Below are 24,079 nucleotides of genomic sequence, written 5' to 3'. Positions count from 1 at the left end.
CTCATTCGATTCATTTCATTTTCGCATGTACGGTTCAGCTGAATTTCTTTACATGTGTTCATGGTTTGTTATAATTAATTAGGTTAATGGTCAGACCAATTTAGTTGTTTCTACGATTTTTATGAAGGAGTGGTATATGTGGCAGATTTACGTGAGGAAGCACTTCACATTCATAAAGTGAACCAAGGAAAACTAACGACAAATTCAAAAATTCCGATCCGTAATGCAAGAGATCTTAGTCTTGCTTACTCACCAGGAGTCGCTGAGCCTTGTAAAGCAATTTATGATAATAAAGAAACTGTCTATGATTATACAATGAAAGGGAATATGGTAGCTGTCGTGACGGATGGCTCTGCCGTTTTAGGTCTCGGTAATATCGGCCCTGAAGCTGCCTTGCCTGTAATGGAAGGAAAGTCAACACTATTTAAAAGCTTTGCTGGTGTCGATTCATTCCCTATTTCGTTAAATACAAATGATGTTGATGAAATCGTGAATACCGTAAAATTAATGGAGCCGACATTTGGTGGCGTAAACCTCGAAGATATCGCTGCGCCAAATTGCTTTGTCATTGAAAATCGACTGAAAAAAGAAACGAGTATACCTATATTTCATGATGACCAGCACGGAACAGCGATCGTTACCGTTGCCGGAATGATCAATTCTTTGAAAATATCAGGTAAAACATTCTCAAACTCTAAAGTTGTGATTAATGGAGCAGGAGCAGCAGGAATTGCCATTATAAAATTATTATTTAGCGTTGGCGTTCGCGATATTATTATGTGTGATTCAAGAGGGGCTATTTATGAAGGTCGCCCATATGGAATGAATGAAGTAAAAGATGAAGTTGCTAAAATGACGAACAAAGATAATATTGAAGGAACTTTGGAAGAAGTCATTCAAGATTCAGATGTGTTTATCGGTGTTTCCGTTGGTGGTGCATTGACAAAAGAAATGGTAGAGAGCATGAACGACGACCCAACGATTTTCGCCATGGCTAATCCTGATCCGGAAATTATGCCTGACGATGCGAAAGAAGCGGGTGCAAAAGTGATTGGTACCGGACGTTCAGATTTCCCTAACCAAGTCAATAACGTACTGGCTTTTCCGGGAATTTTTCGCGGAGCATTGGATGTACGGGCTACTCGGATCAATGAACGGATGAAAATTGCCGCTGCTGAAGCAATCGCAGAATTGGTTGCAGAAGACAAGGTTTCACCGGATTACGTCATTCCTGATCCATTTGATAAGCGTGTAGCGCCTGCTGTTGCAGCTGCCGTAGCAAAAGCCGCAATGGAATCAGGAGTTGCACGAATTGATGTTGATCCAGAAGAAGTACGTAAACGTACAGAAGAGCTTACAATAATCCATGAAAAATAATCGGGCAGATGATTGAGGTGCCTTTTATGACAAAAGACACGAAATCGAAAGTTTATCAAGAAGTATTGGAAGAAATACGCAATTATATTGTCGATCATCAATTGCAAGATGGTGATCGACTCCCTTCTGAAAGGGAGTTGGCTGAACAGTTAAATGCTGGGCGTTCTTCTGTCCGTGAAGCTTTACGAGCGATTGAGCTCTTAGGTTTAATTGAAACAAGACATGGCGAAGGAACGTTCCTTCGATCTTATCAGCCCTATTATTCGGTTGAGATTTTATCGACATTTATTCTGCAAGAAACGAGATCTCAACAAGAGGTACTTCAATTGAAATTATTACTTGAATCTCAAGTGCTATCTAATCTCAGTGGCCAAATTTCAACGGATCTTTACGAAAAATTATTATCCGTAATCGTTGAATTGCCAAAAGAACAGCTACATACTTTTCTTTTTACAGAGTTGTTCAATGCAGCAGGCAATCGGTTACTCTCGAAGATTTGGCATTTATTGGAGGGGTTCAGTAACCCAATTCCTTTTGAAGAACAAAATCATTCATTTTATGAGCAAATATTGCTTTGGGTTAAAGAAAATAAAACCGAATCAGCAAAAGAAGCACTTAAAAAGGTATATATCCTCGAATAATGAAGTTTGCTCAGTGATGTTTTTTGACAATTTTCAAAGTAGACTTCCTGTATCTTTAAGGTGTGTCCACACAAAGGAGGAATCCCGTTGTTACGAGATATTTTTAATAAAAAAAGGAAATATGCCACAATATCTAAGCAAGCAGAACGAGAAGATGTCCCACAAGGGTTAATGGTTAAATGCCCTTCGTGCCGAAAAATACATTATCGGAAAGAACTCGAGAAAAACAATCTGATTTGTTTACATTGTGATTATCATCATCCGATGTCAGCGAAAGAGCGGATTGATGCATTGATGGATGCCAACACCTTTGAAGAATGGGATGTCCAACTGACTTCTGCGAATCCACTTGAATTTCCAGATTACATAGAAAAAGTGGAAAAGGATCAGAAAAAGACCGGTATGAATGAAGCAGTCATGACAGGTAAAGGAAAAATAAATGGTTATGAATCAGCAATTGCTGTGATGGACTCACGCTTTCGAATGGGTAGTATGGGATCTGTTGTCGGAGAAAAAATCTCGCGAGCGATTGAAAAAGCGAGAGAAGAAAGACTACCAATTATTATTTTCACTGCATCAGGCGGAGCGCGAATGCAAGAAGGCGTACTTAGTTTAATGCAGATGTCAAAAACGTCCGTCGCTTTAGAACGTTTTAGCCGTTCAGGCGGGTTGTTCATTTCTTATATGACCCATCCAACAACGGGTGGTGTTTCAGCGAGCTTTGCTTCTTTAGGTGATTATAATTTTGCTGAACCGAAGGCGTTGATCGGCTTTGCGGGCCGAAGAATTATCGAGCAAACCATTCGGGAAAAACTGCCAGATGATTTCCAAACGGCTGAATTCTTGTTTAAGCATGGTCAGTTAGATCGTGTGGTTCATCGTTCAGAAATGAAAAAAATAGTAACGACGATTCTTGATATTCACCAAGATGGAGGTGATCAGTGATGAAAAAGAATGTCCTCCCATTTGAGAAGCCCGTGGTCGAGCTTAGAGAGAAGATTGCTGAGTTGAAAAAGATATCTGGTGATAGTGAAGTCGATTTATCGGCAGAAATCGATCGATTGGAAGAACGATTGGAACATCTGGAACGTGAAGTATATGAAAATATGGCTCCATGGGATCGCGTTCAAATGGCTAGACATGCCGAGCGACCGACCACCTTGGATTATATCGAACAACTTTTTACTGATTTTCTTGAAATGCATGGTGATCGCTATCATAGCGACGATGAAGCAATTGTCGGAGGGATTGCCAAGTTTAATGGTCAACCAGTAACGGTAGTCGGCCATCAGCGCGGCAAAGATACGAAAGAAAATATTCGTCGCAATTTTGGTATGCCTCATCCCGAAGGTTATCGGAAGGCTTTGCGATTGATGTACCAAGCGGAGAAATTTAATCGTCCGATTATTACCTTCATCGATACAAAAGGTGCTTATCCAGGAAAGGCTGCCGAAGAGCGAGGGCAAAGTGAAGCCATTGCGAAAAACCTTCGTGAAATGGCGGGGTTGACTGTCCCGATCATTTGTATTGTAATCGGCGAAGGTGGTAGTGGGGGCGCTTTAGGTATAAGTGTTGGGGATAAGTTATTCATGTTGGAGAACTCAACTTACTCTGTCATCTCCCCAGAAGGCGCAGCGGCTTTATTATGGAAAGATTCCAATTTAGCTAAAAAAGCAGCTGAATCGATGAAAATAACATCCTATGACCTGAAGGAACTTGGAGTGATTGATGGGGTCATTGAGGAAGTACAGGGTGGCGCACATCGTGATATTGATAGCCAGGCAAGCAAGATTAAAGAAATCATCGAATCTTCTTTGCATGAGTTAAATCAATTGAATGAACAAGAATTATTGGATCAACGTTGGCGGAAGTATGAAAAAATCGGTTCGACAACCTCGGTTTTGGAACGTACGGAAACTCCGGTAAATGAGTAATACCAAGAACTGCCCTACTTGTTATTGGTACAAATAAACAAGGGGGGCAGCTTTTTATTTAAGGGGGAACCTCATAGTAGAACGAAAAGACATCCATTTTTATCAATAGACGTCATGTTTTACAGAGCTTTTTATGGAACAAATGAAATTTATTCAAACTTTACCCCGTATGACATGATTTTTACCTAGCAGTTGATTTAGAATATAGATAGATGATTCAATGATATGAATGACTGATTGCCTATAGAGAGTGAGATGAGGTGAAGTTATGAAACGAATTGGTATTTTAACGAGTGGCGGTGATGCGCCAGGCATGAATGCTGCGATTCGTGCAGTGGTCAGAAGTTGTATTTATCACGATATAGAGGTATATGGGATTTATTACGGTTATCAAGGATTAATCGATGGTGAAATTAAGCAACTGGATATCGGTTCGGTTGGTGATATTATTCAAAAAGGTGGTACAATGTTGTTTTCTTCCCGTTCTGAAGATTTCAAGACGGAAGAAGGTCAACAGAAAGCCATTGAACAATTGAATCACTACGGGATTGAAGGATTGGTCATCATTGGTGGCGACGGCTCCTTTAAAGGGGCAAAAAAACTGACGGAAAAAGGATATCCATGTATCGGAATTCCAGGTACGATTGATAATGATATTGCTGGAACTGATTATACCATCGGATTTGATACCGCGTTGAATACAGTCATTGATGCGGTTGATAAAATTCGAGATACGGCTACATCTCATGAACGTATTTATGTCATTGAAGCAATGGGGCGAGATGCCGGTGATTTAGCATTGTGGGCTGGACTTGCCGGTGGTGCGGAAAGTATTTTAATTCCAGAAATCAAAACGAGTTATGATGAAGTCATTCAAAAAATCAAACGAGGACATGAGCGTGGAAAAAGGCATAGCATTATCATGTTGGCCGAAGGTGCGGGCAATGCTTACGATATTGCCGACCGAATCAAAGACCAGCTGAATTTCTCAACTCGTGTAACCATATTGGGCCATACACAAAGAGGTGGCTCACCAAGCGCGTATGACCGAGTGATTGCAAGTCGTTTTGGCGCTTTTGCCATTGAATTATTGCTAAATGGAAAACAAGGCCGTATGGTCGGATTGGAAAATAATCAGTTTGTCGATCATGATCTCACAGGTAATTTCGACAAAAACAATCAAGAGATAGAAGAACTATATAATTTATCTAGCCAACTATCCATATAACTTTAGGAGGTAGTGACCTTATGATTAAAAACAAGACAAAAATTGTATGTACAATCGGACCAGCATCAGAGTCCGTGGAAACATTAAAGCAATTAATCGAATCAGGAATGAATGTTGCGAGGTTAAACTTTTCTCATGGAGATCATGAAGAACACCGTAATCGTATCCGGAATATCCGCCAGGCTGCTGAAGAGACAGGTCGTTCAGTCGCGATCATGTTGGATACAAAAGGACCGGAAATACGTACAGGCCAGTTCAAAGGTGGCCAAGCATATTTAGAAGAAGGATCGACTGTTTATTTGACGATGGAAGATGTAGAAGGAACTGCGGAACGTTTCTCACTTACGTATAGTGGATTGATTCATGATGTCCACCCTGGCTCAAAAATTTTGCTTGATGATGGGTTGATCGGTCTTGAAGTAAAAGCAATCCATGAGGATAAAAAAGAGATTGAAACCGTCGTACAAAACTCAGGTGAAATCAAAAATAAAAAAGGTGTCAACGTTCCGAATGTCAGCGTAAACCTACCAGGGATTACGGACAAAGATGCAGAAGATATCTTGTTTGGTATCGAAGAAGGTATTGACTTTATTGCGGCATCCTTTGTTCGCCGAGCTTCAGATGTGTTGGATATTCGGGAGCTATTGGAGAAAAACAACGGAGAGTTTATCCAAATTGTACCGAAAATCGAAAACCGAGAAGGCGTCAATAACATTGCTCAAATCCTTCAAGTCAGTAACGGAATCATGGTAGCGCGTGGTGACTTAGGCGTTGAAATTCCAGCAGAAGAAGTGCCGTTCGTCCAGAAAAAGCTAATTCATGAATGTAATGTAGCTGCTAAACCAGTCATTACCGCGACACAGATGCTCGATTCCATGCAACGAAACCCAAGACCAACACGTGCAGAGGCAAGCGACGTAGCGAATGCGATTTACGATGGTACAGATGCAATTATGTTGTCTGGTGAAACAGCTGCAGGTGATTATCCTGTTGAATCCGTTGAAACGATGTATAACATTGCTGTTTATACGGAAAACAAAATTTCACAACTTGATTCATCTAGTAACCGATTTAAAAACGAAGATAAAAACATGACAGATGCAATTAGTCACTCGGTTGCCAATTTAACAGAAGAACTTGAATTGAACGCTATCGTCACACCGACGGAAAGCGGGAATACTGCACGGATGATCTCAAAATATCGTCCGAACGCACCGATTATAGCCATCACTTTCAGGGAGAGTGTCAATCGTCAATTAAACCTTGTGTGGGGAGTGCATCCAATCAACGGTGAACGCGTGAATTCAACCGATGAAATGCTCGGTTTGGCCGTAAGTCGAAGTCTTGATTCGGGATACATTCAGCGCGGAGATCGAATCGTAATCACAGCGGGTGTTCCTGTCGGTCAAAGTGGCTCTACTAACTTGGTCAAAGTTCACGTAGTCGGTGATATCGTTCAAAAAGGTCAAGGAATTGGAGACAAAGGCACTTCAGGAAAAGTCATTATTGCAGAAAATGCTAAGCAATTAGAGGAAAATTTCGAAGACGGTGATATTATAGTCGCCACAGGAACAGAAAAAGAAATGATGCCATGGATCAAAAGAGCGGCTGGAATCATCACAGAAGAAGGTGGATTGACAAGCCACGCAGCAATCGTTGGCTTAAACTTAGAGCTGCCAACCATTGTCGGCGCGAAAGAAGTCACAAGCTTATTGACGAATGGAGATGAGATTACGCTCGATTCGGAAACGGGTAATATTTATCTAGGAAGAACTTCGATCATATAGAAGGTGAATACATGTTTCGATTATTATTTTTATTAATTGTTGTTTTCTCAGTCATCGAAATTGCGATCTTTGTTTGGCTAGGCAACGTGACAAGTATTTGGTTTGTTTTAATAGGCATTATTTTGACTGGCGTCATCGGTGCTTTTCTCGCCAAGTGGCAAGGAATCAGCACACTGAACCGAGCCCGTCAAGAAATGGCGCAACGCCGTATGCCAAAGGATGAAATTTTCGATGGAATTGCTATTTTAATCGGGGCTGTATTATTGTTTACTCCTGGATTTCTTACTGACTTACTGGGTTTTCTTTTATTGATTCCAGTAACAAGAAAACCATTTAAGGTTTGGGCGCAAGCACAACTGCTATCCATGATTAAAAAAGGCTCAGTCAAAAGATTTCATATTTACCGGAGATAAAAAACCTGAACGACACATTCGTTATGTGATCGTTCAGGTTTTTTGGTTTGGTAAGTAATCGATGACTAAAATCTGGCATCGGCATAACAAATGGTCGTCGAGAAGGAGAGCATTTATCGAGCACGGAAGAATATCAATTTCTCGCTGTTCCGTCGTTGAGAGCGCCTTTCGGACACGGAAGGCACCGGAATTTTCGCTGTTCCGGCGTTGACAGCGTCTCTCGAGCACGGAAGGCACCCGATTTTTGGCTCTTCCGTCGTTGAGAGCGCCTCTCGGACACGGAAGGCACCGAATTTTTCGCTGTTCCGTCGTTGAGAGCGCCTCTCGAGCACGGAAGGCATCGGAATTTTCGCTGTTCCGTCGTTGACAGCGTCTCTCGAGCCCGGAAGACAACCCATTACTCGCACTTCCCAATTACGTCACCTAACCATCCAATCTACTTCGTTAAATACGCTTGAATATCCCGAAGAATCCCCGTTTGCTTAATCGTAATCAATAAAATCAAACATAAAGGGGTTAAAAGCACACCCATTAATCCGAACCATTGAAAAAATAAAAACAATAGTATGATCATGACAAAAGGATGAATCCCAAGGGATGTACCTAAAAGTTTTGGTTCAATGATATTACGAAATATAATCAAGACGAGCAATAGAACACTTAATCCAATCGTCATAAAAAATTGCTGTGTCAAAAAACTATATAAAATCCAAGGGATGAATACGACGCTAACCCCAATCAAAGGGATGAAATCCAAAAGCATGCTAAAAAAAGTGATCGCAAGTGCATGCTTCACATTTAGTAATGTTAAGCCAATCCAGATAATCAAACCTGAGCTTAAAATGATCAAAAGCTGTGCGAAAATATATTTCTTAACCACTTGGAAGCTTTGCATTCTAAGGTCATAAATAAAGTCTTTAACAGGAGCGGGAACCTTTGATAATAAAGACGCTGCCCATCTTGGGCCGTCTTTAGCTAAAAAATAGGTGCTTAATAAAATCAGTATAAAAATATAACTTGACTGTAGCGTGCTTGTAAATATTAAGATGAGTGATTGAACAAGGTCCAATAGGAAGTTTTGACTGTAATCTCGAAACGAATTCGCAAAGTCCATCAAAAGCTGTGTGAAGTAATCTTGTGAAAAATCAGGAGATCTGCTTAGTAAATTAGATAATGTTCCAATCATTTTTTCTGTCCAAGGAAAGATGGTTTCATAAAAATGTTGTAATGTTGTATCGAATATGACAGGTAAGAAATGAGAGAATTGTTGAAGAAAATGAATCAATTCAATCATACTTAAAGAAATGACTGTAACTGAAACGACTAATAACATAAAAATCATCGTAAATATAGCTAGTCCCCGAGGAAAATATAATTTTCTTTCCAATAATTTAGCGAGAGGAAGTATGATGATTGCCAGGATGATACTTATGTAAAACGGATATAAAATGGGTAAGCTAACGTAAAATAACGTGGACAACACGATGAAAGTGACAGTCAGTTGTATAGCTTTTAGCCAATCAATATTCATTCTTGTAATCCTTTCTGCTACAATGAGATAAGGTCTCTAATCAGTACTATCGCTCTTCTGATGAAGAAAGTTCGTTTTCACGTGGGTTCGTGAAGGTTCAATAAAGAGGTGATCATGATGTTCTCATCTTCTACAATATTCTTACTTATTTTATTAGCACTCGGTTTTATTGCAAAAAACCAAGCGATTTTAATTGCTGTATATATTTTATTAGGCATTAAATTGTTCAAGCTGGAAGATCGGGTCTTTCCCTTTCTTGAAGCGAAAGGTATGTTTATCGGTGTTGTCATCATTACGGTGGCCGTACTTGTACCGATTGCAGCAGGTGAAATTGGGTTTACAGATCTAGCGAAAAGCTTTAAATCGTATTATGCTTGGATTGCTGTTCTTGCTGGAATTTTTGTGGCCTATGTCGCAAAAGATGGATTGACTTTGTTGGCCAATGAACCTCATTTGACGACAGCGTTGATTCTTGGAACAATCCTTGCTGTTGTTTTCTTCCAAGGGATTGCTGTTGGACCGTTGATTGGTGCGGGTATTGCTTATCTCGCTATGCGCGTTGTCGATTCTATGGTTGGTTTGTTTAGTTGAAGCTTATGTATGAACTATTTGAAGAAAGAATGATGACGTATTATCCAATTGTATGAACAAATTGTCCAAGCTATGAAGCTTTATACTTCTAATATTTTAAAAAATTTCACATTCGGTAGGAATTTGTTTATAATGAGTGTGGAAGATATACTAGCATTCCGATAGAATTAAATGTGTTCATACACATTTTTGACAAAAAGAAAAAAAGGAGAGAGATACGATGTCAAACACAAAGGGACTTGAAGGAATTGTAGCAACAGAATCGTCTATTAGCTCGATCATTGATGATAAGCTCACCTATGTGGGTTACGATATTGATGATCTTGCAGAAAATTCAAGTTTCGAGGAAGTTGTTTACCTTCTTTGGAATCAAAAATTACCGACAAAAGACGAATTAGACAAATTTAAAAACGATTTAGCAGAGAATATGGACATCCCTTCTGAAATCGTTGATCACTTGAAATCGTATGATTTGAAAACGGTTCATCCAATGGCAGCTTTGCGCACAGCCGTTTCTATGCTTGGTCTGTATGATGACGAAGCAGATACAATGGATGAAGAAGCGAATCGCCGTAAAGCTGTTCGTTTACAGGCAAAAATCTCAACGATCGTTACTGCTTTTGCACGTATTCGTAATGGAAAAGACCCAGTTTCTCCAAAGAAAGAGAATAGCTATGCTGAAAACTTCTTATATATGTTGAATGGAAAAGATCCAGAAGACATTGAAGTAAAAGCTTTCAATAAAGCGCTAGTGCTACATGCTGACCATGAGTTAAACGCATCCACATTCACAGCACGTGTTTGTGTAGCAACACTTTCAGATGTATATTCTGGTGTTACTGCAGCAATTGGGGCACTTAAAGGACCACTTCACGGTGGTGCGAATGAGCGTGTCATGGCGATGCTTTCTGAAATTGGTGAAGTCGACAATGCTATTCCACATATCGAGAAAAAACTAGAGAACAAAGAAAAAATTATGGGCATGGGTCACAGAGTATATAAAAATGGCGATCCACGTGCCAAGCACTTGAAAGAAATGTCCAAGCAATTGACAGAGATTGCAGGCGAAAGTAAATGGTATGAAATGTCAGTTAAGATTGAGGACTATATTAAAGAAAACAAAGGATTACCTGCAAACGTTGATTTCTATTCTGCGTCTGTATATCATAGTTTAGGGATCGACCACGATCTCTTTACACCAATCTTCGCAGTAAGCCGTGTATCAGGTTGGTTAGCACACATCCTTGAACAGTATGCTGATAACCGCTTGATTCGCCCAAGAGCTGAGTGGGTAGGCCCAAGCAAACAGAAGTATGTACCACTTAATGAACGCTAAGTAGCGTGTGAGTTAAGGTACGATAAATTATTCAAAAGCCGGGATTTCCGGCTTTTGTGATGTTGTCTGGATCTTTTAACAATTTTCAGACAACAAATAAATGGATGTAAAAAATGAGGAGGTATTTCAATGACACAAGGTGAAAAAATTACAGTAGAAAATGGAAAAATGAACGTTCCAAATCATGCAATCATTCCATATATCGAAGGAGATGGAACAGGTCCGGACATCTGGGCTGCCGCTTCACGCGTACTCGAACAAGCTGTTGAAAAAGCTTACAACGGCGAAAAGAAAATTGTATGGAAAGAAGTTCTTGCTGGTCAAAAAGCATATGACAAAACAGGTGAATGGCTACCAAGCGAAACATTAGAAACAATTCGTGATTACAAAATTGCGATTAAAGGTCCATTGACTACACCAATTGGTGGAGGAATTCGTTCTCTAAACGTTGCATTACGTCAAGAGCTTGACCTATTTACGTGCCTACGTCCTGTTCGCTATTTCGAAGGGGTACCTTCTCCGGTTAAACACCCTGAAGATGTAGACATGCAAATTTTCCGTGAAAATACAGAAGATATTTATGCGGGTATTGAGTGGCAAGAAGGAACTGATGAAGTGAAGAAAGTCATTGACTTCATCCAAAATGAAATGGGTGTAGATAAAATCCGCTTCCCAGAAACTTCTGGTATCGGAATTAAGCCAGTTTCCAAAGAAGGTACTGAGCGCTTGGTTCGTGCAGCGATTGAGTATGCACTAAACGAAGGTAAAAAGTCTGTTACACTCGTTCACAAAGGAAACATCATGAAATTTACAGAAGGTGCTTTCAAGAGCTGGGGCTATGAATTAGCTGAACGTGAATACGGCGACAAAGTATTTACGTGGAATGAATACGATGCAATTGCTGATGAAAAAGGTCGCGAAGAAGCTGATAAAGCACAAAAAGAAGCGGAAGATGCTGGTAAAATCATCGTTAAAGATGCGATTGCAGATATCTTCTTGCAACAGATCCTCACACGTCCTAAAGAGTTTGAAGTTGTTGCGACAATGAACTTAAACGGTGACTATATCTCCGACGCTCTAGCAGCACAAGTTGGTGGAATCGGAATTGCTCCGGGAGCGAACATTAACAATGATACTGGACATGCGATCTTTGAAGCGACTCACGGTACAGCTCCAAAATATGCGGGCATGGATAAAGTGAACCCATCTTCAGTAATCTTGTCAGGTACATTGATGCTTGACCACTTAGGCTGGAGAGAAGCAAGTGAATTAATCGCAAAAGCTATGGATAAAACAATTGCAAGCAAAGTCGTTACTTATGACTTCGCTCGTTTGATGGATAATGCAACAGAAGTTAAGACTTCTGAATTTGCTGATGAACTTATCAAAAACATGGGTTAATACTTCTTTATTTGTGGAAAGCTAAAATCAATTGGTTGAAATCGAATTGAGGGAGGCTTTGGATGACAATCAAGCGTAGGAAAGTCTCAGTCATCGGTGCCGGATTCACCGGTGCCACGGCCGCTTTGATGATTGCTCAGAAAGAACTGGCTGACGTCGTATTAGTCGATATTCCAGATATGGAAGACCCGACAAAAGGCAAGGCCCTTGATATGTTGGAAGCAAGTCCAGTACAACGATTTGATGCAAATATTGTTGGAACATCGGATTATGCTGATACAAAAGATTCCGACGTTGTCATCATTACTGCAGGAATTGCCAGAAAACCGGGAATGAGTCGAGACGATCTTGTAGCGACGAATTCTAAGATTATGAAATCTGTAACGCAAGAAATTATGCAGCACTCCAAGGAGCCGATCATCCTTGTGCTAACAAATCCAGTTGATGCGATGACCTACACGGTATATCAAACAGCTGGTCTACCGAAAAAACGGGTCATTGGTCAGTCTGGTGTATTGGATACAGCACGTTTTCGTGCATTTGTCGCTGAGGAACTGGATGTCTCCGTAAAGGATGTTTCCGGCTTCGTCCTTGGTGGACATGGTGATGACATGGTACCAATGCTGCGTTATTCGCATGCAGGAGGTATTCCATTAGAGAAACTGATTTCTAAAAACCGTCTTGAAGAAATTGTGGAACGCACACGGAAAGGCGGCGGTGAAATCGTCGGGTTACTCGGAAGTGGTTCAGCATACTATGCCCCTGCTGCTGCATTAACAGAGATGACAGAAGCAATCTTGAAAGACCAGCGACGAATTTTACCTGCGATCGCTTATCTTGAAGGTGAATATGGCTATCATGATATGTATTTAGGAGTGCCGACAGTTCTCGGTGGTAACGGACTCGAGAAGATCATCGAGCTTGATTTAACAGATGAAGAAAAAACTCAATTAGATCAATCAGCACAATCCGTTCAACAAGTAATGGACGTATTAAACAAAAATAAATAAACGTAAACTGATCCACCTTGGAACATTCATTCCAAGGTGGATTTTTATGTTTTTCAAGATGTGATTCGGGTATCGACTAATGCAACATGAATTTTCAACCAAACAAAGGAGGCTACACACATGTCTGAAAAAGAACGCAAAGAGTTTTTTAAAGAAAGAGCAGGAACGGATGATGCTCGGTATCATGTTGTTCCTTTTGATGAAGAATGGGCAGTGAAGGAAGAAGGAAAAGACGAACCAGAATATACAACAGATTCAAAGGACGAGGCAATCGAAAAAGCAATCGAACTTGCTGAAGAAAATGACACAATTGCTTATGTTCACAGTTCTTCAGGGGAAATTGAAGAGCAATATGATTATGAAACAAAGTAAAAAGCAGTAAAGGATTGGAATCAAAACTAAAATATAAATCGATATTTCTCGGGAAATATATTACTGTTTCTTCTTAGAGATCATTTGTTATTTCTTAAGTAGAGGATCTCTTCGAGTGTCGTTTCACTTCTGCAAAACAAGGCATATTTTCCTGTTTACGAAGGTATATGCCTTGATCCGTCCATACCAAAAGTTTCATAAAATCCAGTATGTTTCCATCTCAATCGGCCAATACTATGACCATCATAAACTCTATTGTAAAGGTGGATTCATATGATTGAATTGGATACAACGATTGAAGGTAAGCGAACCTTTTATGGAAACATGCTCTCAGAAGCTAAAAGACTAAAATTTACACTTGGTGGTTGCTGGGACTACGATCGTGGTTGCATCGATTCGATTTTATGGCGAGAAGCAGGTGAAACCATTTACTTGCGCTTACCCTTTCAAGTAATCGAAGGTGAACTCGATCGCCCCAATGCGTTAATTGAATTTGAAAAACCGTATGTCATTAAACATGTTGTCAATATTGGTTTAGAGAAAGATGCAAATGCTTTAGCAACCATTTCAGGTCTGGGACAATTTCAAAAGCCGCTGGATACGGACGGAAAGATTCATGATAAGAATGAGTGGGAAGAAAATGGCGAGGAAGCTGTTGAAAAAATTGTTTCCCATGTGAACTTTTTAGAAGAAGTTTAAAAAAGTATAGCATGTACTGTTGAATAAGGCGTTCACCATCTTAACTGGCGGGTGAATGCCTGTTTTCTATTTTTGACGTTTATACTTTGTTTGGTCATACTTATAACAGGATAAGATAATAGGATATGAGGGAAACGACTCGTTAAAATCAATTATTGGAGTGACCGCATATGGGAAAACCCAATCACCTAATCGATGAAAAATCACCGTATCTACTACAACATGCATACAACCCAGTCGAATGGTATCCATGGGGTGAAGAAGCATTCGAGAAGGCGAAAACAGAAGACAAGCCGATCTTTCTATCCATTGGGTACTCAACCTGTCATTGGTGCCATGTCATGGCTGATGAAAGTTTCGAAGATGAAGAAACGGCTAAACTGCTAAATGAACGTTTTGTCTCCGTTAAGGTCGACCGGGAAGAACGGCCGGATGTCGACTCGATCTACATGAAAATCTGTCAACAGATGACAGGGCATGGCGGATGGCCTTTATCCGTCTTCATGACACCGGAACATGTACCATTTTATGCAGGAACCTATTTTCCACCGAAGGGACGCTATGGGTTACCGAGCTTCACAGAAGTTGTCACACAGTTATATAAGACGTATAAGAATGACAAAGAGCAAATCAAGGATGTGACGGCCAGTGTTGAGCAGGCGATTAAGCGATCTCAATTGAAGGCGGGTGAGCAGCGCTTGGATCAAACGGCTGTACACAGAGGATATGAGTTGTTTACTCGATTATACGATGAAACAGATGGTGGTTTCGGTGGAGCGCCTAAGTTCCCATCACCACAAAATATCCTTTTTTTACTCCGTTATTATGATCAAACGAATAATGAACAGGCATTGCAAATGGCTGAACACACACTCCAAGCAATGGCTAATGGTGGTTTGTGGGATCATGTCGGATTTGGTTTTACACGTTATGCCACAGATGAAAAGTGGCTAGTACCCCATTTCGAGAAAATGCTGTATGATCAAGCCTTTTTGTTGATGGCTTATACGGAGGCTTATCAAGTTACACGTAAGCCTTTTTACCAACAAATCAGTGAGCAAATCATCCAATTTATACAGAGGGAAATGACGAGTGAAGAAGGCGTCTTCTACTCGGGCATTGATGCCGATTCGGAAGGGCAAGAAGGAAAGTATTATGTTTGGTCTTTTGAAGAGGTCTATCAAATCTTGGGCGAGCAGTTGGGTGATTTATATACAGATGCTTACCAAATAACAAAACAGGGTAATTTTGAAGGAAAGAATATTCCTCATTTAATTGACGTAGATTTAAAACAAGTCGCTGAGCGAAATACGTTGTCGGTTCATGAGCTAAATGAACAGTTGGAAGAAGCGAGAAAACTACTTTTAATTGAAAGGGAAAAACGAGTTTATCCGCATGTGGATGATAAAATCCTAACTTCCTGGAATGCGATGATGATTACCGCGTTGCTAAAAGCAGCCAAGGCATATCAGCAACCTGCCTATGCTGATATGGCGTCACAAGCACTTACATTTATCGAGGAAAATTTGTTTCAAAATAGACGTTTAATGGCCAGATACAGAGAGAATGACGTAAAATATAAAGCTTACTTGGATGATTACGGCTATTTAATATGGGCCTATCTAGAATTTTATGAAATTGATTTTGACTTGAATTACTTACAAAAAGCCAAGCAATTGATGGATGAACTATTCACATTATTTTGGGACGATGATGAAGGTGGATTCTTCTTTAATGGTGAAGATGGTGAAACATTGATCGATCGTGAAAAGGAGATTCAAGAAGGAGCTATCCCATCAGGAAACAGTGTAGCGGGAGTACTATTAGCCCGGTTGGGGGCATTGACTGGTGAAACTGTTTATATTGAAAAACTTGAAGAAATGTATCACTTATTCTATTCCATTGTTCAGAAACATCCATACGTCACGAGCTTTTTCTTGCAAAGTTTGTTAATGACCGAATTCCCATCCAAAGAAGTCGTCTTGTTAGGTAATAAAAAAGAAGATGGCTTTAGAGAATTCGTTCATCATTATCAACAAAGTTACAGTCCACAAATCTCATTAATTGCAGGTGAGGCAAACGAATTAGTGAAAGTGGCCCCGTTCACGAAAGATTATCAACAAATAAATGATCAAACGACATTATTTGTTTGTGAAAACTTCTCCTGTCAAGCACCGACGACGAATTACCAAAACGTCATTGGTGATTTATTTGGAAAGTAGGTCTACCATTTAATGAACTAAATAAAAAATGGAGCATCGCGCAAATGGATGTTCCATTTTCGTTTCTTTTGTTAAGAGTGTTCATGCCTCTTATTACTTTTCAAACTAGTTAATTATCGATATGATAAATACAACAGAATAGTAGGGGATGACATGATGGACCGACGTATTTTAATTGTAGATGATGAGGATTCGATCACCACATTGATTGAATATAATCTAGAACAGGAAGGTTATGAAACGGTCGTATATCAAGATGGTAAGCAAGCATATGAAGCAGCGAAGAATGATCATTTCGATCTTATCGTGTTGGATTTGATGCTTCCGTCGATGAACGGCATGGAAATCTGTCAAAAATTGAGACAAGATGATATTCACACACCAATCATTATGTTAACAGCCAAGCGCCAGGAGCAAGATATGATCACTGGACTTGAATATGGTGCAGATGATTATATGACAAAGCCTTTCAGCCCGAAAGAATTGGTGACTCGTGTGAAGGTCGTACTGAGACGAATGCAGCCGGCGAAAAAGTTAGACAAACAGATTCGACTGGCTCATATCCGTATTGACCCAGAAACGTATGAAGTATTTAAAGAAGATGAGCCGGTTGAGTTTACAAAAAGAGAATTTGATTTGCTCGTCTATTTGGTGAATCGAAAAAACAAACCGGTTCCACGTGCCAAATTACTAAAGGATGTTTGGGATTTTGACTTCGTTGGAGACACAAGAATCGTTGATGTACATATTAGCCATCTACGTGAAAAACTAGAGCTCGATCCCAAAAAACCAACATTGATTAAAACGGTAAGAGGAATTGGCTATAAAATTGAGGGATAAAAAATGACGAAAAGCCGGAAAACTGGAAACCGAAATACATTATATATTTATATTCTATTGATCATTGCTTTTTTCACTGTGCTTGGTTATATATTCTCTCAAATCGCACAGCACTATATCGTTCAGTCGGCTGAACAACAACTAGATAATGATGCGAACTTTATCGGTGAGCAACTTGAGGATGAAGCGGAACAGCGTGGATTGGACAATGCGGACCTTGCTTATTATGCTGAATATTTTCAAGTAGACTTATATTTTCAAGATGACCAACAAGAATTGTCTACGTTTGTTCCTGATAACGATGACTTTTTGGAGGTTTTACGCGGTCAAGCGTCTGAAACCGGGTATTTATTGGAAAATGATCGATTAATTTATACGTATTCTGTTTCTGCTGGTACGACATTGGTTGTCGTAAGCGAAGAACTACCGATACGTGAATTGCAATGGACAGTTTGGCTACTTGTCAGCATTATAGCTGTTTTAATCATCGCTTTTCTATGGAGTTTTGGAAATCGTTTGTATGATAGCTATGTGATGCCGATTCGAAAGGCAGCCGATACAGCGGAGCGGCTAGTGGAAGGTGATTATCAAGTAAGGATCCATGATGCCCCCTATGGGATTGCGTCTGAACTGAGTCATTCAATCAACCGCCTGGCTCGTAATTTGGATTATATTACAGGCAAGTATGAGAATCAAAATGACCGGCTGAAGACTGTTGTCAATAATATGGTGAGCGGTGTTTTGTTGGTCAATGATAAAGGCATTACTCGACTGATCAATGATGCATTTGTTGAATATTTTTCTGTTGACGAGAAAAATATCATTGGTGAAGTTTACTACGAAGTCATTGATCATGAGCATTTAAATGAATTAATTCAAGAGGCTATTTTTACAGAAGAAAAAAAGCATGCACTGATTGAAACGCTAGGCCATTATTTTGATGTACATGTTGCGCCGATTAAAAATGCAGACGACACGTGGAAAGGCATTGTCGTGGTATGTCATGACATAACGGAGATAAAGCAAGTTGAAAATGTAAGGAAAGACTTTGTTGCCAATGTTTCGCATGAATTAAGAACACCACTTACTTCCATGCAAGGTTTTGCTGAAACACTTTTGGAACAAAAAGTCGATGAACAGAAAGAGAAAGAGTTCTTGAAAATCATTGAAAAAGAGAGTAAACGATTGAATAATCTTGTAGAAGATTTATTGGATTTAGCTTTACTCGAGAAAGATTCTTTTCAACTGGATAAAACTGAATTTCGCTTGAAGATGCTGATGGATGAAGTTTACCAAGTAGTTGAAAAGACAATCGAAGCAAAGAATATTCAAACGGATGTTATCGTTCCAACTGATTTAACCGTCTACGCGGATTATCACCGCTGGTATCAATTAGTATTGAATTTATATGTGAACGCTGTTCAATATACGGATGAAGGCGGCCATATTGAATGGCTGGTGGAACAAACGGATGAAGAAATCATCTTACAAATTAAGGATAGTGGTATTGGTATCCCACAAGAACAGCTTCACCGGATTTTTGAACGTTTTTACCGGGTCGATCAGGCGAGAAGCCGGCAATCCGGTGGGACTGGTTTAGGACTATCGATAGTGAAGCATATCGTTGAGGTTCATGAGGGTGAGATCGACATTGATAGTACCCTCGGTGAAGGAACTGAAATTACGGTTCGTTTACCTAGAAACTAACCGAAGCAAGAATTGAGAAATAGAAAATGGGGTGCTTGAATGGCTGATGAAGTAATATTAATTGATGGGAATAGTGTATTATATCGAGCGTTTTTCGCTTTACCACTATTGAGTAATGATCAAGGGGTTCATACAAATGCCGTTTACGGATTCACAACGATGTTGTTGAAGATTTTGGAGGAAAAAAATCCAGAAAATATTCTGGTTGCCTTTGATGCGGGCAAAACGACATTCCGTCATGAGACTTATAAAGAATATAAAGGTGGTCGACAAAAAACACCACCTGAACTTTCTGAACAATTCTTGATTGTACGCCAGTTGTTAGATGCATTTGGTATTAAGCATTATGAGTTGGATCAGTATGAAGCAGATGATATTATCGGAACCATTTCGAAGCAGGCATCTGAGCAGAAAAAGCATACGAACATCATTACAGGTGATAAAGACTTACTGCAGCTGGCTGATGATTATACAACCGTATCGATTTCCAAGAAAGGTACCTCTGATTTGGAAGAATACACACCAGCTACAATTCCTGAGAAAATGGGTGTTTCCCGAGATCAACTGATCGATTTCAAAGCATTGATGGGTGACCCTTCAGATAATATTCCGGGCGTAGCAGGTGTTGGTCAGAAAACAGCAGCAAAACTGTTGAAACAGTTTGATACACTCGAAAATATCTATGAAAACTTGGAAGAAGTAAGTGGCAAAAAGTTAAAAGAGAATTTAACGAACCACAAAGAAGATGCATTCATGAGTAAAGAATTAGTGACGATCAACCGGAATTCACCGATTGAGATCAGTGTCGAGGACATTGTTTATCCAGGATATGAAACGCAAAAAGTCGTCGAGATTTTTAAAGCTTATGGATTTAACTCGTTAATGGACCGAATCGATGGGGAAGCAAGCGAAGAACCGGTTGAACGCGCTGAAGTAAACTTTCAAAAAATCACTGAATTGAATGATGACATTCTTGGTCCGAATGAAAATATTTTCATTATGGAGCTATGGGAAGAAAATTATCACTCATCCGATGTAGTCGGTTTTTCATTATCCAATGAAACCGGACATTATTTCATTCCAACGGAGGTCGCGTTTGAATCAACAAAATTCGTCGACTGGCTCAAAAATCCAGAGAAGAAAAAAATCGTCAGCGATTCAAAAGCGATGAAAGTAGCTCTTGCTTGGAAAGGAATTGAAGTAGAAGGCATCACATTCGATTTATTGCTGGCTTCCTATATCGTCAATCCGCAAAACTCGGCACATGATTTGCCGGGTGTCGCAACATTTTATGGTATCCATGACACGTCATTTGACGAAGAGGTCTATGGAAAAGGGGCCAAACGAAAGCTACCAGAAGAGGATGTCTATGCGGAACATATTGTTCGAAAAGCATTCGTCGGGCATCAGCTTCATGATATTTTACAAAAGGAATTACAAGAAAATGAACAAGAAAACCTTTTTCATCAATTGGAAATGCCGCTAGCCATTATTTTAGGGGACATGGAACATATCGGTGTCCGAGCAGATGTCGAACGGTTGAAAGAAATGAAGGATGATTTAGATCTGCGTTTACAAGAGATTGAAAAACGTATTCATGAGCTGGCTGGACGAGCGTTCAACATCGATTCACCAAAGCAGCTTGGCGTTGTTCTGTTTGAAGATTTAGGGCTTCCAGTCATTAAAAAAACGAAGACAGGCTACTCTACAGCTGCCGATGTTCTAGAGAAGTTGCAGCATGAACATGAAATTGTCGATCAGATTCTTCTTTATCGACAGCTTCGCAAATTACAATCAACTTATTTAGAGGGCTTATTAAAAGTCGTACACAAAGACACGAATAAAATTCATACGCGTTTTAATCAAGTGTTGACACAAACTGGCCGATTGAGCTCTGTTGATCCGAACTTGCAAAACATTCCAATCCGTCTGGAAGAGGGAAGAAAAATACGCCAAGCATTCATTCCGTCTAAGGATGATTGGATCATGCTCGCAGCCGATTATTCTCAAATCGAACTTCGAGTATTAGCCCACATCTCCCAAGATGAAAAATTGATTGAAGCATTCAGACAAGGAAAAGATATCCATACGCAAACCGCAAGCGAAGTTTTTAACGTCAAAGAAGATGAAGTAACGTCCCTCATGAGGCGTCATGCAAAAGCCGTGAACTTCGGGATTGTTTATGGAATTAGTGATTATGGTTTAAGTCAAAGTTTGGGCATTTCCAGAAAAGAAGCTGGCGTGTTCATAAACACGTATTTGAATAGCTATCCAGGTGTTAAGAAATATATGGAGGAAATCGTCAATCAAGCGAAGCGGGACGGGTACGTCGAAACGATAATGAATCGACGACGCTACTTGCCTGAGATTAACGCACGGAACTTCAACCGTCGAAGCTTTGCCGAACGGACAGCGATGAACTCACCAATTCAAGGAAGTGCGGCAGATGTCATTAAGCAAGCGATGATCGATGTCAAACAAGCATTGGAAAACTCCGAAATTAACGCAAATATGCTTCTGCAGGTTCACGATGAATTGATTTTTGAAGTGGCAAAAGAAGATGTCGATGCGCTGAAGAACCTTGTAACAGAAGCAATGGAAAATACAGTAACATTGGATGTACCATTAAGTGTCGATGCGTCCTTCGGTGACACATGGTATGATGCGAAATAATCGAAGTACTAGAGATAAAAAGAGATTCAGTAGATGAAATCATGGAAGAGAGGAAGTACAGCAATTGCCTGAACTACCAGAGGTTGAAACCGTTCGTCGTACGCTAGAGCCATTGATAAGTGGAACGACGATCAAAGACGTCGACATTCGTTATGCTGGAATTGTCAAAGAACCTGAAGATACAGAAGCATTCAGGCATTTACTCATTGGACAAGCCTTTCAGCAAATCGATCGACTAGGGAAGTTTTTATTGTTTCGATTAGATGGTTACACACTTGTCTCCCATTTAAGAATGGAAGGAAAGTATGGCATTCACGAAGCAAATGAACCGAAAGATGCCCACACACATATTGTTTTTTCATTATCAAATGGAAAGGAACTCCGTTACCGCGATGTGCGTAAATTCGGAACGATGCATTTAAAGCCGAATGGAACGGAGTTAACGACTGCACCATTAAACAAACTCGGGTTCGAACCATTTGAAGAGGGTTTTTCACCTGAATATTTATATGGTAAATTACAAAAAACAACACGGAAAATAAAGCCAGTCTTACTTGATCAAACGATCGTAACGGGATTAGGGAATATTTATGTAGATGAAGCATTATTCTGGAGTAATATTCATCCTGAACGAATTGCCAATACGTTGACCTTCCAAGAGTGCGAGCGATTACATGAAATGATTATAAAAGTATTGGATGATGCCATCAAAGTTGGTGGCTCATCCATTCGCTCTTATTTAAATTCACTTGGTGAGATAGGTATGTTTCAACTTCAAATTGCCGTTTATGGAAAAGAAGGGGAAGCTTGTAAAGTATGTGGCACTGAAATTGAGAAAATAAAAGTAGGTGGACGTGGGACACATTTTTGCCCGGTTTGCCAACCACCTTCAAAGTAAAAAACAAAAATTGGGACAATGAACGCCCCGGTTAACAAGTACAGCACATGGTTAGAGCTCTTTTCATAAGATAGGTAGACCGCTTATGGAAGGAGCTACTTTTACATGAGCCCTTATTTCATCATGGTATTACTTAGTTTTGCTGTTAGTTTTGATAGTTTTTTCTTCGGCTTCACCTTTCAGTTACGCTCCATTCAGCTAAGTCTTCGATTTGTTTGGCTGATTGGTTTAGTTACTGGTAGCTGTTTTATCATCGGAAGTTGGATTGGAAAGTACTTTTTATATATGCTTCCATTTTCATCTGAATACATTGGTGGGATGATCTTTATCTCCATTGGTCTTTGGGTACTATTCCAATGGGCAACAGAGCAAAAAGAAAAACTAAAATCCATTGAGCCACCATGGACAATTGTAGATATATGGCGAGTGTTAAAAGAACCGCAAGAAGCGGATCTCGATCGTTCTGGTTCCATTCGAGGAGTCGAGGTTTTCGTTGTTGCCATCGCATTATCACTTGATTCCTTAGCGACAGGAATTGGAACCACATTTACAGAGTTACCCATTTATGTACTTGGCCTTATGGTTGGGATTTTTTCAAGTCTATTTTTACATCTCGGTGCATGGACGGGTAAATGGTTACGTCAATTTCACTTCACACATCTCTTTGCATGGATTCCAGGGATCATTTTAATCGGAATTGGTATTTCATATTTTATAGGGTAGGGATTATGATGACATTAGTAGTAGGACTTACAGGAAGCATTGCAACAGGCAAATCAACGATATCCAATATGTTCAAAGATGCGGGATTTCCAGTGATCGATGCCGATGCGATTGCACGAGAAGTTGTTAAGCCAGGAGAGACAGCGTTTGAGAAGATTAAGGCACATTTCGGAGATGAAGTGATTGCTGGTGATGGTACACTTGATCGGAAACGTTTAGGAAATATTGTGTTCAATGATGACCAAAAACGTACAGAATTAAACCAAATCATCCATCCAGAGATCCGAAAAAAAATGCTTACACAACGCGACGACTTGATTAATAAGAATGTTCCATTAGTTGTCATGGATATACCTTTACTATTTGAAAGTCGTCTTTTTGATTATGTCGACCGCATTCTCGTTGTCTATATACCAGAAAAGCTACAATTGGAGCGTCTGATGGCAAGAGATGGCAGCACGAAAGAAGAGGCACAATCACGTGTAGACGCCCAAATATCCGTTGAAAAAAAGAGAGAGAAAGCCGATGCAATTATTAATAACAGTGGCACAATTGAACAAAGTAAACAGCAATTAAGTGATATTTTATCGAGGTGGAACGTGCCACATTCACTTGAATAGTAACGTTTGTCAAAAACAATTCAAAATCCATCTTCCTTTTCGACATGAATGTGTTATACTATTTGTGAGATTTTTA

Annotated in this window: 21 protein-coding genes; 20 read left to right on the top strand and 1 reads right to left on the bottom strand. The window is 39.9% G+C overall.

From position 1 onward, the window contains the following. Positions 1-138: 138 nt before the first annotated feature. From ystJ to KQ486_RS04195, 7 genes are all read left to right on the top strand, one after another. Positions 139-1,377, top strand: coding sequence for an NADP-dependent malic enzyme (gene ystJ / locus KQ486_RS04225; protein WP_144160821.1), 1,239 nt, complete (start codon positions 139-141; stop codon positions 1,375-1,377). A 26-nt stretch (positions 1,378-1,403) separates the two neighbouring features. Beyond that, the gene (locus KQ486_RS04220; RefSeq protein ID WP_216686871.1) at positions 1,404-2,018 is read left to right on the top strand and encodes a FadR/GntR family transcriptional regulator; all 615 of its coding nucleotides are present in this window, start codon (positions 1,404-1,406) and stop codon (positions 2,016-2,018) included. Positions 2,019-2,105: 87 nt separating this feature from the next. Beyond that, positions 2,106-2,963: an acetyl-CoA carboxylase, carboxyltransferase subunit beta gene (accD, locus tag KQ486_RS04215; protein ID WP_144160815.1), complete on the top strand. Its 858-nt coding sequence runs from the start codon at positions 2,106-2,108 to the stop codon at positions 2,961-2,963. Next, the gene (gene accA / locus KQ486_RS04210) at positions 2,963-3,952 is read left to right on the top strand and encodes an acetyl-CoA carboxylase carboxyl transferase subunit alpha (RefSeq protein ID WP_144160812.1); all 990 of its coding nucleotides are present in this window, start codon (positions 2,963-2,965) and stop codon (positions 3,950-3,952) included. The genes accD and accA overlap by 1 nt, the downstream gene beginning before the upstream one ends. Positions 3,953-4,220: 268 nt before the next feature. After that, positions 4,221-5,180: a 6-phosphofructokinase gene (gene pfkA, locus KQ486_RS04205; RefSeq protein WP_144160810.1), complete on the top strand. Its 960-nt coding sequence runs from the start codon at positions 4,221-4,223 to the stop codon at positions 5,178-5,180. Positions 5,181-5,200: 20 nt separating this feature from the next. Further along, the gene (gene pyk / locus KQ486_RS04200) at positions 5,201-6,967 is read left to right on the top strand and encodes a pyruvate kinase (RefSeq protein WP_144160808.1); all 1,767 of its coding nucleotides are present in this window, start codon (positions 5,201-5,203) and stop codon (positions 6,965-6,967) included. A gap of 11 nt (positions 6,968-6,978) precedes the next feature. After that, entirely contained in the window at positions 6,979-7,380 is a 402-nt protein-coding gene (locus tag KQ486_RS04195) for an FxsA family protein (RefSeq protein ID WP_144160806.1), read from the top strand. 436 nt (positions 7,381-7,816) lie between these two features. Here KQ486_RS04195 and ytvI read toward each other — a convergent pair whose 3' ends face one another. After that, positions 7,817-8,911: a sporulation integral membrane protein YtvI gene (gene ytvI, locus KQ486_RS04190; protein WP_216686870.1), complete on the bottom strand. Its 1,095-nt coding sequence runs from the start codon at positions 8,909-8,911 to the stop codon at positions 7,817-7,819. Between the two features lie 117 nt (positions 8,912-9,028). Between ytvI and KQ486_RS04185 the strand changes: the two genes are divergently transcribed. The 13 genes from KQ486_RS04185 (at position 9,029) to coaE (ending at position 24,003) form a co-directional block, all read left to right on the top strand. Further along, positions 9,029-9,502, top strand: coding sequence for a DUF441 domain-containing protein (locus KQ486_RS04185; RefSeq protein WP_144160802.1), 474 nt, complete (start codon positions 9,029-9,031; stop codon positions 9,500-9,502). A 220-nt stretch (positions 9,503-9,722) separates the two neighbouring features. Then, positions 9,723-10,838 (top strand): citrate synthase, encoded by a 1,116-nt coding sequence (citZ, locus tag KQ486_RS04180; RefSeq protein ID WP_144160800.1) that lies wholly within the window; start codon positions 9,723-9,725, stop codon positions 10,836-10,838. 129 nt (positions 10,839-10,967) lie between these two features. Further along, positions 10,968-12,239, top strand: a complete 1,272-nt coding sequence (gene icd / locus KQ486_RS04175; protein ID WP_144160798.1) for an NADP-dependent isocitrate dehydrogenase — start codon at positions 10,968-10,970, stop codon at positions 12,237-12,239. A gap of 62 nt (positions 12,240-12,301) precedes the next feature. Next, a complete protein-coding gene (gene mdh / locus KQ486_RS04170) occupies positions 12,302-13,249 on the top strand; it encodes a malate dehydrogenase (RefSeq protein WP_216686869.1) in 948 nt (315 codons plus the stop codon). Between the two features lie 120 nt (positions 13,250-13,369). Then, positions 13,370-13,621 (top strand): DUF2188 domain-containing protein, encoded by a 252-nt coding sequence (locus KQ486_RS04165; protein WP_144160794.1) that lies wholly within the window; start codon positions 13,370-13,372, stop codon positions 13,619-13,621. Between the two features lie 273 nt (positions 13,622-13,894). Next, entirely contained in the window at positions 13,895-14,320 is a 426-nt protein-coding gene (locus tag KQ486_RS04160) for a YugN family protein (RefSeq protein WP_144160792.1), read from the top strand. A 170-nt stretch (positions 14,321-14,490) separates the two neighbouring features. Further along, positions 14,491-16,542, top strand: coding sequence for a thioredoxin domain-containing protein (locus KQ486_RS04155; RefSeq protein WP_216686868.1), 2,052 nt, complete (start codon positions 14,491-14,493; stop codon positions 16,540-16,542). Positions 16,543-16,698: 156 nt separating this feature from the next. After that, a complete protein-coding gene (locus tag KQ486_RS04150) occupies positions 16,699-17,382 on the top strand; it encodes a response regulator transcription factor (RefSeq protein WP_216686867.1) in 684 nt (227 codons plus the stop codon). A gap of 3 nt (positions 17,383-17,385) precedes the next feature. After that, positions 17,386-19,089: a two-component system histidine kinase PnpS gene (pnpS, locus tag KQ486_RS04145; RefSeq protein WP_216686866.1), complete on the top strand. Its 1,704-nt coding sequence runs from the start codon at positions 17,386-17,388 to the stop codon at positions 19,087-19,089. A gap of 39 nt (positions 19,090-19,128) precedes the next feature. Continuing rightward, on the top strand, positions 19,129-21,762 hold the full coding sequence (gene polA, locus KQ486_RS04140; RefSeq protein WP_216686865.1) for a DNA polymerase I: 2,634 nt from the start codon (positions 19,129-19,131) through the stop codon (positions 21,760-21,762). Between the two features lie 64 nt (positions 21,763-21,826). Continuing rightward, a complete protein-coding gene (gene mutM, locus KQ486_RS04135; protein ID WP_216686864.1) occupies positions 21,827-22,660 on the top strand; it encodes a DNA-formamidopyrimidine glycosylase in 834 nt (277 codons plus the stop codon). Positions 22,661-22,765: 105 nt separating this feature from the next. Continuing rightward, positions 22,766-23,383 carry a manganese efflux pump gene (locus KQ486_RS04130; RefSeq protein WP_216686863.1) on the top strand — a complete coding sequence of 206 codons (618 nt, stop codon included), beginning with the start codon at positions 22,766-22,768 and terminating at the stop codon, positions 23,381-23,383. Positions 23,384-23,391: 8 nt separating this feature from the next. Further along, on the top strand, positions 23,392-24,003 hold the full coding sequence (gene coaE, locus KQ486_RS04125; protein ID WP_216686862.1) for a dephospho-CoA kinase: 612 nt from the start codon (positions 23,392-23,394) through the stop codon (positions 24,001-24,003). Positions 24,004-24,079: the final 76 nt, after the last annotated feature.

The organism is Allobacillus halotolerans, from assembly GCF_018967645.1.
GTDB lineage: Bacteria > Bacillota > Bacilli > Bacillales > Alkalibacillaceae > Allobacillus > Allobacillus halotolerans.
This window is presented reverse-complemented; position numbering and strand designations above follow the sequence as displayed.